The organism is Enterovibrio gelatinilyticus (genome assembly GCF_028683095.1).
In the GTDB taxonomy this organism is placed as follows: domain Bacteria; phylum Pseudomonadota; class Gammaproteobacteria; order Enterobacterales; family Vibrionaceae; genus Enterovibrio; species Enterovibrio gelatinilyticus.
Window position 1 is genome coordinate 124,430 of the sequence record NZ_JAJUBC010000014.1, and the last position, 13,071, is coordinate 137,500.

The window sequence follows — 13,071 nt, forward strand, 5'->3', positions numbered from 1 at the left end:
CAGTCTGTGAGACATAAAAAAGCAGCGCCTTGGCGCTGCTTTTTCTTTGCGAGATCAAACATCAATATTGAGGTTCAACACTAGATTGTGGCTTTGGGAGGGGGGTAGCTTCCTTCTTTTGTTGCTCATCAGCTAGTTGATTATCAAAATCCAACGCTAACTTTGCCACCTTCGGCTCACGCGCCAACATCAATAAGCACGGTGTTAGTACCAACGTCAGTAGGGTCGAAAACGCCAAGCCACCAGCAACAGCCGTTGCCAATTGAGACCACCACTGAGTACTCGGCGCCCCAAACTCGACACCCTGATTCACCAAGTCCACATTCATTTCTAACACCATCGGCATCAAGCCAAGAATGGTCGTCACCGTGGTTAGCATGACAGGACGTAAGCGTTGCGCACCCGTTTGTAAGATGGCATCCACTTTCGCCAACCCGCGTCGACGGAGGACGTTGTAAGTATCAATCAATACAATATTGTTGTTCACCACAATACCCGCCAAGGTGATCACCCCTACACCCGACATAATAATGCCGAACGGTCGCTGGAAAATAAGCAACCCAAGGAAAACACCGACAGTTGAAAACAGCACTGCACTTAAAATCAAAAATGCTTGATAGAAGCTATTGAACTGCGTGATAAGAATAATGGCCATTGCGCCAAGCGCTGCGAGAAACGCCATCATCAAAAACGCTTGGCTTTCATCTTGCTCTTCGTTTTGTCCACGCAACGAAACGCTCACACCATCAGGCAAAGTCATGGCATCGAGTTGTTCCGTCAAACCAGGCAATTCCAAACTGAGGTTATAACCTTCAGCCATGTCAGCCATCACTTTAATCACCCGCTTGCCATCCACCCGATCGATATTGCCTTGTTTTTGCTCCGGTGTAATTCTTGCGAAGTTAGTAATAGGCACTAAGCCATACGGCGTTTTAACTCTTAGCTCATCGAAGCGGCCAATATCCCGTTTGTCTTCTGGGTAACGCACCAATATATCCACTTCATCGGTCGAATCGTCGGGTAAATAATCACCAATTTTCAAACCATTAGTAACAAACTGAACCGTGTTCCCTACCACAGTGGCATCTGCGCCAAAGCGCGCCGCATCCGTTCGATTGATATCTATTGACCAATCAATACCTGGCTTCGTCAGGGTATCGCTAAAGTTGGTGAACGCGGTGTTTTGTGCCAGTAAATCTCTAACCTGCTTTGCTGCAGATTCGATATCAGCACTGTTAGTGGCCGTCACCTCAATCGAAAGATCGTGTTCACTCGGCGGCCCTGCGTCAGGCTTTTTGAACTCAAGCTCCAAGCCAGACAAATCGTCTGTCTTCTCGCGTAACTCTTCAATGATCTCTTTCACTTTACGACGGTTTTGCCACTCCACAGGCTTCATCTGAATGATGCCTATTTCGTCTTGCCCACCGGTTCGAGTGTAGACGCTGTCTATTTCATCCATGCCAAGCACGCGTTGCTCGACTTCTTTCATCAACGCATCTTGCTCATAAATCGACAAATCACCGTGTGACCGCACTTTGATATTGAAGAAAGCAGGATCCACATCAGGGAAGAATTCTGTTCCGAGTCCAGACTTGTTGTAGGCAAAACCAACAGCAAACGCGACAACAAATGCCGCACATAAAATCTTTATCGGATGCTTAATAGCAACAGAGAGCGTGGAAATATAGGCACGAGTTAACCCTCTCGCTTTCGAGAAGTCACCATTTTCGAGTGACTGCATTCTGTCTTTCTGTTCGGTCGTCAGAGGCAACGGTTTGCCCATCAAACTGCCAAGAACAGGAACAAACAGCAATGCCATCACGAGCGAAGCGGATAGCGTCGCAATCAAGGTTAATGGCATGAACTTCATAAACTCGCCCGTGATACCCGGCCAGAATAAGAGAGGTGCAAACGCCGCCAACGTCGTGGCTGTTGATGCAATAATCGGCCATGCCATACGATGAGCTGCTTCACGATATGCTTGCTTGCGGCTAATGCCTTCACGCATACGTCGATCGGCATATTCGGTTACAACAATCGCACCATCCACCAGCAAACCAACGGCCATAATCAAGGCAAAAAGCACAACAATGTTGATGGTTAAGCCACTCAGAGCAAGCACGACTAGCCCAGTCAAAAACGAACCTGGGATGGAGACACCTACCAAGAAAGCGGTACGCGCACCGAGAATGGCGATAATCACAATCACCACCAGCAAAACCGCAGAAAGGATGTTATTTTGCAGGTCGGTAAGCATTGAACGGACATCTTCAGAGCCGTCCCATGTATATTTGACTTGTAATGCAGCGGGCCACTGAGAAGAGGTTTGTGCCTGAGCAAGTACAGCTTTCACCAGCTCCACAGTTTCAATAATGTTCTCGCCAGCGCGCTTTTTGACATCCAGTACAACAGCGGGCTTGCCATCGAGACGGGCAAAGCTTTCTGGGTCTTTAAAACTACGACGTACCGTTGCGACGTCAGCGACAGTCACCACCTGAGAGCCATCAATCTTGATAGGGAGTTGCAACACATCTTGTACCGATTCAAAGACCGACGGCACCTTCACCGAAAAACGCCCATAACCCGTATCAACATAGCCTGCCGCTACCACTCGATTACTTTTAGTAACCAAGTCGAAAATATCCGCCTGATCAAGACCATAGCTTTCTAGCAGCAAAGGTTCGACGATGATCTCCACCACATCATCACGATCGCCTGCCACATCCACTTCAAGGACTTGTTTAAAGCCTTCAAGCGTTTCTTGCAATTCACGCGCTATCTTAACGATGGCACGTTCAGAGACATCACCATATAAGGCAACAGATAAAACAGGTTGCTGATTAGCGAACGTGACTTCGTTCACTGTGGGTTCATCACTGTCATCAGGCAAGCGAGGTTTGACCAAATCAACCGCTTCTCGCACATCCGTCATTGCCAAATCAAGATCGACACCGACATTGAACTCCATCGTCACTGACGCATGGCCTTCGGACGCAATTGCAGTCATCTCTTTAATGCCTTCAATAGAGCGTAACTCTTGCTCTATTGGGCGAACAAGAAGACGCTCTGCATCTTCTGGCGAGATCCCTTCATGACTGACGGACACGTAGATGACAGGTATGGTGATGTCAGGATCAGATTCTTTAGGAATCGTTTGATAGGTATAAACACCTGCTACAAAGAGAAAAAGTAGCAGTGTGACCATGGTACGCGTTCGCGCTAGCGACGCATCAATCAAGGTTTTCATGCGGCGCTCTCCTTATTGAGGTTGTGTTTGACGCACAGCATCAACCACATCACCGTCACGCACAAAACCTTGACCTTTGGTGATCACATCCACTTGCTCACCGAGCCCAGACAACCAAACACCGTCTTTTTCTGCTTTCACAATGCGAGCGGCAACGAACGCCACTTTGTTACCCTGAAGCGTTTTGACGCCAAGATTACCTTGCTCATCCAAAGCCAACACAGATGGACTCAGTTTCACTGCGCGCTGCAAGTCCAAAGCAAGATCCACCTCAGCACTGATCCCTGCAGGAAGCGCTTGTTGAGGGTTTGAAATTTCTAGTTCGATCGCGAAGGTATTGGTAGTTGGAGAAGCGAGGCTAGATTGATAACGCAGCCTTCCTTCTTTCTTTTCACCATTGACGAGCAACACACTCGCTGGCAAAGAGGCATCAATATGGCTAATGTGCTTTTCAGACACATCAGCAGTGACAATAAGCGGATCAAGATCAATCAGGGTAGCCATTGGATCGCCGACCCCTAAATAATCCCCGACTTCCACCATGACATCATCAACAATCCCGTCAAATGGTGCTCGCACTTGCGTATGTGATAGCGCCAACTCAATATTTTCCACATTGGCTTTTGCTTCAACGAGATTGGCTTCTGCCAATGAAAAAGCGACTTCGCCTTGTAGGCCTTTTTTCTTCAGTGATTTAGCCGCATTGAATTCTTTTTGACGAACAAGCAGCAACGACTTAGAACGGTTAAGCTGAGCTTCGCGATCGCCTTTATCAATAAAGACGAGCAGATCACCTTTCTTAACCGCCGCGCCTTTTCTGACGTTCACTTTGGTCACTCGACCATCAGCTTCTGCCGAAATCGTTGCATCGCGATCTGGTGCAGTGCGACCGTACAAAGAAATCGAGCGGGTAACTGGCTCAGAATAATACGTATCTACCGCCACTTTGGTCAGCGGCGCTTTGGGTTGTTCACTTTGTTCAGGAGAGGGACTCGCACTGCTTGAGCCACTGCCGACCCAGAACACTAATGCGATAAGAAGAACCAAAGAGATGATCCAAGGTCGCTGTGATAAGTAAGACGCTTTTACGCCTGCATTCGCCATAATAGTCCTTCCCGACGTGGTTACTGCAGTAAAAGAAATCGGACACTGATCCTTCCGGTCCGAAGACAAAAACAGCCTGGGAGTGCAGGCTGTCTTTGAACTAATGATTTGTCGTCTCTCTAGCTAAGTAGAACCCGAGCCCTGAGAGTGTCTCATAGTTTATACACTGAACGAGGCACCGCAACCACATGTTGTAGTGGCATTCGGGTTGTTGATGAAGAAACGTGATCCTTCTAACCCTTCTGTGTAATCGACTTCTCCACCAATAAGATATTGCAAACTCATGGGATCAACTACCAAAGTAACGCCACATTTTTCAATCGTCATGTCGCCATCATTGACGTTTTCATCAAACGTGAAACCGTACTGGAAGCCGCTACAACCGCCGCCAGTAATATACACACGCAGTTTCAGGTTCGGGTTTTCTTCTTCCTGAATCAGCGTCTTTACCTTAGTCGCCGCTGTGTCAGTAAATTGCAGCGGCAAATTGGTATCGCTCATTTCGACCTCACATTACTTCTTTTATATTGAACGCATTATCTAATACCTGACTAATTCGTTCAAGTATTCGTCGCAGCGATAACCTATATGCAGCAATATACACCAAGTTTAATCTGTATGTGATGCTTACCTCATCATCAGGCTCGCCAGTTTTTCACACATCCCTTACAATACGGCGCAAGTAAAACCAAACGATCATATGGCCTAGGAAAGAACCCATGACCAAATCAGCCGAGTTGTTCCAACAAGCACGTAAAACCATTCCTGGTGGTGTCAATTCACCTGTACGCGCATTCGCAGGCGTGGGCGGTGACCCCATTTTCATCGAACGCGCTGACGGTGCGTATATCTATGATGCTGATGGCAAAGCATATATCGATTATGTCGGCTCATGGGGCCCTATGATCTTAGGCCACAACCACCCTGCCATTCGCGACGCTGTGATTGAAGCGGCGCAATACGGCCTGAGTTTTGGTGCCCCTACAGCGCGAGAAATTACGCTTGCTGAACTGGTCAGCCAACTCGTTCCTTCTATGGAAATGGTGCGTATGGTGAGCTCGGGAACTGAAGCCACCATGAGCGCTATTCGTCTAGCGCGCGGTTTCACCCGTCGTGACAAATTCATCAAATTCGAAGGCTGCTACCATGGCCATGCTGACTGCTTACTCGTTAAAGCTGGCTCAGGTGCACTGACACTGGGTGAGCCAACATCACCCGGTGTTCCAGCTGATTTCGCCAAACACACACTGACTTGTACATTTAACGATCTTGACTCAGTACGCGCGGCGTTCGAGCAATATCCTGAAGATATTTCCTGCATCATTGTCGAGCCTGTGGCTGGGAATATGAACTGCATTCCGCCGCAAGCTGGTTTCCTAGAAGGCCTTCGCACTTTATGTGATGAATTTGGCGCATTGTTGATTTTTGATGAAGTGATGACAGGATTCCGTGTTGCACTTGGCGGTGCGCAAGCGCATTACAACATCAAACCTGACCTAACAACCCTAGGTAAAGTGATTGGTGGTGGTATGCCAGTGGGCGCATTCGGTGGTCGTCGTGACGTGATGGAATACATAGCGCCAACAGGCCCTGTGTATCAAGCAGGTACACTTTCAGGTAATCCAGTGGCGATGGCCGCAGGTGAAGCGGCATTGTCAGCATTGCGCCAAGAAGGCAATGAAGCACAACTGGCTGACGTCACTCAACGTCTAGCGGAAGGCTTCAGAGCAGCAGCACAAAAACATGGTGTTGCTCTTACCACCAACCAAGTCGGTGGTATGTTCGGTTTCTTCTTTACTGAGCAGGAAAGTATCACTTGTTTCGCTGACGTTCAGCAATGTGATATTGAGAAATTTAAGCGCTTCTTCCATCTGATGCTAGAAGAAGGTATCTATTTGGCGCCATCAGCATTTGAAGCTAGCTTTACTTCTTTGGCACATGGCGAGAAAGAGCTCGAAGCAACTTTAGAAGCAGCAGATCGCGCGTTTGCAAAACTTGCCGCTGAATAATCAGCAAAGCAATTGACCGCTCAAAAGCGAAGCTTCAGTGCTTCGCTTTTTTATTGCCAATACACAAAGACCAATAGCACGAGCAAAACGCAACAAATCATAGGAAGACTAACCTTTCGCTTCTTTTTTGATTGTTTTTCCTGGTCACAGCACCCCATATCGTCTCCTTTCTTCGTCTATATACGCATTTTAACGTTGCAACCCATTCCCGTCGAAAACACCGATTTATCGCAAAAATCTTAACAATATGCCTAATTAATATTTAACGCTTTTTCGTTAATTAGTCACAACGTATCATAGGGTTCACACTACACTGTTCACCAGACAGACTGGCGCGATACAAAGGAGCCTACAAGTGGCATCATCTTTCAAGATAGAACCTAGACATTGGACACTCATTGGCGCACTGGCTCTTGCCGCGTATGCGTGTTACGTACTCATCGCTCCTTATATTGGCTCAATCGTTCTCGCCTTCATTGTATCGCTTCTTTTTTTCCCCTTGCATGACCGCATTGATCACAAGCTCAAATCTTACCCAAACCTTTCAGCAGCACTGTCTTGCACCATTCTTACGGTAATGATCATCATTCCAATGATCTTTGTTATTGGTGCGATCTTACGCCAAGGCATTACCTTCTTTACGGGTGCCTATGAATGGCTAAGTGCAGGCGGAGCAAAAGACATACTTTCAATGCCAATCGTGCAAACAAGTCTGCAATCCGTGGATAAATGGCTACCGTTTGATTCCATCGACCCACAAGACATCATTTCTCGTGTAGCATCGACCGTCTCAACGTTGAGTTCCGAGATGATTGGCATGAGCTCGCAAATTCTTGGCGATGTTACTGGTATGTTTGTTAATTTCTTATTGATGTTGTTCGTGCTGTTTTTCTTATTACGCGACCACGACAAAATCATACAATTGCTTCGCCATGTCAGCCCTCTTTCTCGTAGCCAAGAAGACACCTTGCTTGATGAAGTCGAAAAAGTGGCCAAGTCTGCCGTAATGGGCTCGTTTCTCACCGCACTAGCGCAAGGCTTAGTCGGTGGTTTTGCCATGTGGATGGCCGGATTTGCGGGTCTATTTTGGGGCACAATGATGGGCTTTGCGTCGTTCATCCCGGTGGTAGGCACCGCTCTGATATGGCTACCCGCAGCCGGCTATCTGCTTATTATTGGGCAATGGGAGTGGGCAGCATTTCTCGTCGGTTGGGGCGTTATCGTAGTAGGCTCTGTCGATAACATACTTCGACCGTTGTTGATGCAAGGTAACTCTGGGATGAATACCCTTCTCATCTTCTTCTCGCTCATCGGTGGTCTACAAGTTTACGGTTTAATGGGACTTGTTTATGGCCCAATCATTTTCTCTCTGACATTGGTACTATTTCGCATGTACGAAGCAGAATTTCACAATTTTCTCGAAAAGCAGGATAACTCATAGCTTTGGCTATGCAATGGTTGTGGACACCTGCTCGCCTAGTTTGTAACTCATTTGGGCACAATGAGGCACAGGCTTAAGACATTTAAACATCACCATATTGCGCGGTTATTTTCACGAGCCGCGCTTTGTGGGAGAATCCGCGCTCTATTTTGTTGTAACCCCTGAGGCTGCCATGTCATACAGCACCCCAAGCCAAGTAGTGGCTCGTCAACTTGCCTACTTCGAAGGCAAACATATTTTGCTTGCTGGAGAGCTAGAAGACACCTTCGCAACAGAACTGTTAGGCACAGCTAAGAGCGTCAGCATCTTTACCACAAACCTTGCATACGCCAATCAAATGCGCCGTTATGACTCAATCACAGTGCAGTTTGGCGAAAGTTATACTGCTATGCCTAACGTCGACATGGTTCTGCTGTACTGGCCAAAAGCCAAAGCAGAAGCTGAGTTTTTACTATCAATGCTCATGGCCTCACTCGGTCAAGGCACTGAAATTGTTGTGGTTGGCGAAAACCGAAGCGGTGTTAGAAGCATCGAGAAGATGTTTACCCCTTATGGCAAAGTGACAAAGTTTGACTCAGCAAGAAGATGCGGATTCTACTGGGGTCAATGTATCAACGAGCCCGCACCATTTACTCTCGATGACTGGTACAAAAGTTACCCTCTACACCTTGGTGAGCACACACTGACTATCCGCTCATTGCCCGGCGTATTTAGCCATGGTGAGCTAGATGTTGGCAGTAAGTTGTTATTAGAAACACTGCCCTCCCTAAACGGCGAAATATTCGATTTTGGCTGTGGCGCAGGGGTTATTGGTGCGGCAATTAAGCTTCTATATCCAAAAGCAAGCATCACCATGGTCGATATTAGTGCCTTGGCAGTTGCTTCAGCTCGAGAGACGTTGCGCTTTAACCAGTTAGAAGGGAATGTATATGCCTCTGATGTTTATAGCGAAGTGACATCCAAGTTCGACCACATTGTGAGTAACCCTCCATTTCATGCTGGGCTGAAAACGCACTATGCCGCGACGGAAACCTTCTTACAACGCGCACCCGAGTTTTTGAATCGCCAAGGTCAATTGACCGTCGTGGCGAATAGTTTCTTACGTTACCCCCCATTTATTGAGACCGCTTTTGGTCACTGTGACACGCCGGCAAAAAACAACAAATTCGCCATTTACCACGCTGTCAAAACCGCTTAATTCTGTTAGGGGTTGGCTCTCAACCCCTCGTTAAAAACGTTAAATTTGTGTCTTAACACGAACTTCATTGATAACTTACTTGCCAACGATAATTAAGTCCGTATAAGGGCTGACAGTAGAACTTACTAATATGCACTCGGGTGAAACAACGTCAATTTCGACAAAACCGAGGTCATATAGCATTTTTTGATTTTCTATTTTGTCAGGCAGAGACATGCAAAAAAAACAGAAGTTCAAGCGGCTTCAGCATACGCTGATGTTAGCTTTTCTTGTGCTAAGTATTACGCCTCTCACCCTACTGGCGATGTTCTTTCTTGAATCACACAGCAGCGATTTAGAACAGCAAAGCACAACTCACCTTTCGTTTCTTAGAGATAACAAGAAAGAGCAAATCATCAGTTACTTTGATGCACGTTACTCTGAAGTTAACTCCTTCTCACGATCCGAACTTGCCACCGCTAGTGGTGGACGATTTTACGGCTTAGTCGCCGCATTCCACCAGCTAGGGAAAACCAAAGAGGAAGCGCGCGAAACCGCACGGCTGCGCTACGTCGACACCCCCGACAAGTCTTCATCCTCAGGCGTTGATGACAGTAATTTTGTGGGCAGTGAGCGCTACCGGTTACTCCATAAACGTTATGATTGGGCTTACAAAGAACACCTTAAACGATCAGATTTTTCTGACCTGCTTCTTGTCGATATTGACGGAAACGTCGTCTATTCCGCGTTAAAAGATGAAGCCTTTGGCGCCAACTTACTCGAAGAGCACTGGCACGATACACCTGTGGGGAAGACGTTTTCAGACATCAAAAGTCAGGTCACAGCATCCATCGCTGACACAGACAAAAACCCTGTCGTATTTACCGACTTTAGCCAGCAATCCAATGGTGAAATCGCCGCATGGTTTGCAGCTCCCATCACCCAGCAAGGCTATTTACATAGCTATGTGTTGATGAAGCTGCCTAACAAAGCCTTGGTCGATATGCTTACCAAAGCGCCCAATGAGAAGGGATATATCAGTACCCTACTCGTCGGCCCAGACCATATCGCACGTAATATTGAGTCCAGCGAACCGCTTATTGCAATTAATAGCCCTGCAATAGAAACGGCGCTTTCTGGTGCACGAGATGTAGGGAACTTTATTGGTACAAGCCAACAACGCGTCCTTGGTGCATACGCACCCGTTCATATTCAGGATAAAACTTGGGCCATTATTTTAGAGTTGCCTGAAGAGGAAGCATTCGCACGCATTTATCAGCTAGAGAAGATATTCATCGTAGTGATGGTCGTGGCCATACTCTTAGTTGTGCTCGCCTCACATTTACTCTCAAACTCCATTACAGCTCCGCTTCTGCGCCTTACCTGGGCAGCAGAACAAGTTTCAGCCGGCGATTTAGATCAGAAGATAAACAGTACAGATCGCGAAGACGAAATTGGGCGCCTTGCAGTCAGTTTCGCGCGAATGCAACGATCTGTCCGTGACAAGTTGGCACTGATTCGAGAGCAGAACAAAGAATTAGAACAAAACATTAAGTTGATTCAGCAAAAGAACGAAGAGCTTCAACAAGCCGATCGCATGAAAGATGACTTTTTGGCAACAACGTCTCACGAGCTCCGTACGCCGCTTCACGGAATGGTTGGCCTTGCTGAATCAATGCTGGCAGGTGCTGAAGGCCCTATCCCTGATCGCCAAAAGCATCAACTCGAGATGATTATCAACAGTGGAGAACGTCTTTCAAATTTGGTGGACGACCTTCTCGACTACCACAAAATGCGTTATGGCAGCCTTGAGATATCTCCTCAAGCCGTAGACACCGCCAACGCGCTGCGTTTAGTTATTGAACTTTCAAGCCATCTTCTTGGCGGTAAACCCGTGCGAATCATCAATCAGGTACCTATCGACTTGCCATTGGTTCGCGCAGACGAGCAGCGCCTAGAGCAGGTGCTATATAACTTAATTGGTAATGCCATCAAGTATACCGATGAAGGGAAAATCATCATCTCAGCAACAGTCTTAGAGGGACAGTTGCGCATCCAAGTGGTTGATACCGGGCAAGGTATCCCCTCAGATCAACTGGAATATATCTTTGAACCATTAACACAAGCGAGATCAGGAACGGCTGTCTATCGACAAGGTGCTGGCCTAGGCTTATCAATCAGCCGCCAGCTCATTGACATTATGGGTGGGCAACTCTACGTCAGCAGCCAGCCAATGGTAGGTACAACCTTTAGCTTTACACTTCCAATTGCAACAGAAGAAGACAAAGCAAAGACTCGCCTGTCTAATAGCGTCCATTTTGCAGTACCTAACGTGGAATTGGTGCACAACGAGTTGGCACAAGCTCCCGAAAACCCGAATGGTCCATTGGTACTTGTTGTCGATGATGAACCCGTTAACCTGCAGGTATTAAAAAACTTCCTACGCCTTGAAGGGTATCGCGTTAAAGCTGTCGAGAATGGGCGTCAAGCCATTGAATCTGTTACACAAGAAAAACCTGTTCTCATGCTACTCGATGTAATGATGCCCGAACTCAGTGGCTACGAAGTGTGTACTCACCTTCGTGAACGCTATTCACGAGCAGACCTTCCTATCATCATGTTATCGGCCTTAGGTCAGGTTCAAGACAAAGTGAAGGGGTTTGATGCAGGTGCGAATGACTACCTAACAAAACCATTTAACAAAGACGAACTCAGCGCGCGTATCCGTGCCTATATTAACGCATCTCTCACAGAGCAAGAGCGTGAAAACAATCGGAAGTTGGTCTCTGAAATCCACTTCCGAGAGCAAGTCGAAGCAGGGTTACGTGAAGTTCAAAACCGTTTGTTAGGCTTGCTCGATTCTGCGCAAGAAGCCATTGTTTGCGTGCAAGAGAACGGCAAGATTAGCTATGCCAATGATGCTTGCAGCTCCGTTTTCAAACTTAGTGCGGAACAACTTGAGCGCCACCATCTCGACGATTTCCTAGCCATGGCGTTACCTGACGTTGAAACAGGTCGTGGCCATTACAGTGGGCAACTTCGGTTTAACATTGATGGCAATCTGGTAAGCATTGATACCGATGTGTTCACCTTACCCGAAACATCTGGGTTGCAAATGATGCTCATTTTGAACTCGGGAGAGAAGGCCTCCTCTCATCGCGTTCAATTGCTAGAAAGTGCGGTTGAAGCTTTGTCTGAGTATGCTTTTGACGGCGACCAAAACCAATTACAGCAGCTTCGTGAATTAGGTGGCGAGTTCACTAGAATGGCGGACAAGTTCTCTGGCGATAAACCTGACAAAAGCGATGTACTGCGTGACACGTTAGTGAAAGTCATGCTTGTCACGCTCAACTACTGGAACAACGTGACAGGAAAAACCAAATTTGACCTTGCGGAAGAAAGTGGACTCTGGCGCGTATATCTAGACCGCAGCACGTTGCAAACACGAACGTTAGACAAATATCTACACGCAGAAACCGTACCCAAGTCACCACGTTGGCGTACGGTAATTAATACTATCGACTTTGTGCTTGAACGCTGTGGTGATGAAACAAAAGAAAGGCATGAGGTCATACAGTTACGAGATAGGTTGCAATCACTTATCACGCGCTAACCCCTAAGAAAGCCTCGGAAACGAGGCTTTTTTCATCATTTGTCCTATGGCTATATCGTACCTTCTCCGGATACTGAAAAGGCACCGTCTCAGTAGTCTCTTTACACCTTTCTTCTCGACCGACGTTCATACCTTGTCTGCTCTGCTCTGCTCTGCTCTGCTCTGCTCTGTAGCCAGTGTCACTGCACTCCAATATCGCAGTCAAATACCGTTATTCACATCAAACGTCGATATACCCATGTTAGTCGCCTTTCAGGTTGATTAGGCACTCCCTCCCTTCGCCATAACCTTACAACATGCTCTTTATTTACTTATTTCATGACGCGAAACTCACAAATATGACGGACTTAAAAATCTGTCACTCGCCCCATTAATGACGCATACAAGTGGTCATTATTCGGTCGCAACAAAAAAGGCAACCACGTAATTTCTGTTTCTGAGAAGATAATCACAACAAACCAAGCAATGAAAATTTCAGCA

7 protein-coding genes are annotated in these 13,071 nt (G+C 47.0%); 4 read left to right on the forward strand and 3 right to left on the reverse strand.

All coding sequences use genetic code 11. The annotated features are described in order from the left end of the window. Positions 1 to 61: 61 nt before the first annotated feature. From LRP50_RS13655 to erpA, 3 genes are all read right to left on the reverse strand, one after another. On the reverse strand, positions 62 to 3,247 hold the full coding sequence (locus LRP50_RS13655; RefSeq protein WP_274165013.1) for an efflux RND transporter permease subunit: 3,186 nt from the start codon (positions 3,245 to 3,247) through the stop codon (positions 62 to 64). A 12-nt stretch (positions 3,248 to 3,259) separates the two neighbouring features. After that, on the reverse strand, positions 3,260 to 4,351 hold the full coding sequence (locus tag LRP50_RS13660) for an efflux RND transporter periplasmic adaptor subunit (RefSeq protein WP_274165014.1): 1,092 nt from the start codon (positions 4,349 to 4,351) through the stop codon (positions 3,260 to 3,262). A gap of 159 nt (positions 4,352 to 4,510) precedes the next feature. Then, positions 4,511 to 4,852, reverse strand: coding sequence for an iron-sulfur cluster insertion protein ErpA (gene erpA, locus LRP50_RS13665; RefSeq protein WP_028023904.1), 342 nt, complete (start codon positions 4,850 to 4,852; stop codon positions 4,511 to 4,513). Positions 4,853 to 5,070: 218 nt separating this feature from the next. Between erpA and hemL the strand changes: the two genes are divergently transcribed. From hemL to LRP50_RS13685, 4 genes are all read left to right on the forward strand, one after another. Next, positions 5,071 to 6,360 carry a glutamate-1-semialdehyde 2,1-aminomutase gene (gene hemL, locus LRP50_RS13670; RefSeq protein ID WP_274165015.1) on the forward strand — a complete coding sequence of 430 codons (1,290 nt, stop codon included), beginning with the start codon at positions 5,071 to 5,073 and terminating at the stop codon, positions 6,358 to 6,360. Between the two features lie 355 nt (positions 6,361 to 6,715). Beyond that, positions 6,716 to 7,801, forward strand: a complete 1,086-nt coding sequence (locus tag LRP50_RS13675; RefSeq protein WP_274165016.1) for an AI-2E family transporter — start codon at positions 6,716 to 6,718, stop codon at positions 7,799 to 7,801. 172 nt (positions 7,802 to 7,973) lie between these two features. Beyond that, complete coding sequence (rsmC, locus tag LRP50_RS13680) at positions 7,974 to 8,999, forward strand: 16S rRNA (guanine(1207)-N(2))-methyltransferase RsmC (RefSeq protein WP_274165017.1); 1,026 nt, start codon at positions 7,974 to 7,976, stop codon at positions 8,997 to 8,999. 214 nt (positions 9,000 to 9,213) lie between these two features. Continuing rightward, positions 9,214 to 12,591 carry a hybrid sensor histidine kinase/response regulator gene (locus LRP50_RS13685; protein ID WP_274165018.1) on the forward strand — a complete coding sequence of 1,126 codons (3,378 nt, stop codon included), beginning with the start codon at positions 9,214 to 9,216 and terminating at the stop codon, positions 12,589 to 12,591. Positions 12,592 to 13,071 lie beyond the last annotated feature (480 nt).

Coding starts and splice junctions, on each gene's coding strand:
- LRP50_RS13655 (WP_274165013.1), bottom strand. CDS start 3,247: ATGAAAACCTTGATTGATGCGTCGCTAGCGCGAACGCGTACCATGGTC.
- LRP50_RS13660 (WP_274165014.1), bottom strand. CDS start 4,351: ATGGCGAATGCAGGCGTAAAAGCGTCTTACTTATCACAGCGACCTTGG.
- erpA (WP_028023904.1), bottom strand. CDS start 4,852: ATGAGCGATACCAATTTGCCGCTGCAATTTACTGACACAGCGGCGACT.
- hemL (WP_274165015.1), top strand. CDS start 5,071: ATGACCAAATCAGCCGAGTTGTTCCAACAAGCACGTAAAACCATTCCT.
- rsmC (WP_274165017.1), top strand. CDS start 7,974: ATGTCATACAGCACCCCAAGCCAAGTAGTGGCTCGTCAACTTGCCTAC.
- LRP50_RS13685 (WP_274165018.1), top strand. CDS start 9,214: ATGCAAAAAAAACAGAAGTTCAAGCGGCTTCAGCATACGCTGATGTTA.